This window comes from Pseudomonas sp. 22085, from assembly GCF_052045815.1.
Lineage (GTDB): Bacteria > Pseudomonadota > Gammaproteobacteria > Pseudomonadales > Pseudomonadaceae > Aquipseudomonas > Aquipseudomonas glycinae.
Map to the genome: position 1 here is coordinate 1 of NZ_JBQEQA010000053.1, position 560 is coordinate 560.

Annotated in this window: 1 pseudogene; it reads left to right on the forward strand. The window is 58.8% G+C overall.

The annotated features are described in order from the left end of the window. A pseudogene (locus ACTJK7_RS29080) lies at positions 1-560 on the forward strand (hypothetical protein); the annotation flags it as partial.

Consider the following 560-nt stretch of genomic DNA (forward strand, 5'->3'; position numbering starts at 1 on the left):
GGCAAGGACGTCATCCTCGCGGCGGGTGACTCCGGGAATGAAGGGCTGGCGGTGTCATTCTTCGTCAGAGATTTTGCAGACAACGATTCCGAAGACTGGTGCAAGGAAACCCGCATCGTCGTCGACACCGGCAACTCGCGGCTTGAGGGACCGATTCTTGAGCAGGCTGACGGGAACGACCTCGATCTCGACCAGCTGGGTAAAGACCAATTAAAGCTCCAGGTCTTTGCTGCCTCACCCGTCGATTTCAACCAGGGCGACACCATCATCATGCACTTGCAAGGCACCACCCTCGACGGCCAACGCATCCATGTCGAAGCCCGCCAGACCATCAACAAAAAACCACCGCTGGTGGTCGATGTGCTGATGGACAACGACGGTGCCCGGGCACTGGCAAAAACCCAGGGGGTGTTTTCCTTCCAAGTTGGGCGAAATGGCAATATCGAGAATCGCTCCAGAGGCCGCTTCATCAACATGCTCGGCGAACCCACCCGCCTGGCAGCCCCCATCGTCGAAAGCGCCGTGAGCGGTGCGCTTGATCCCGACTTGCCGAGCGTGAT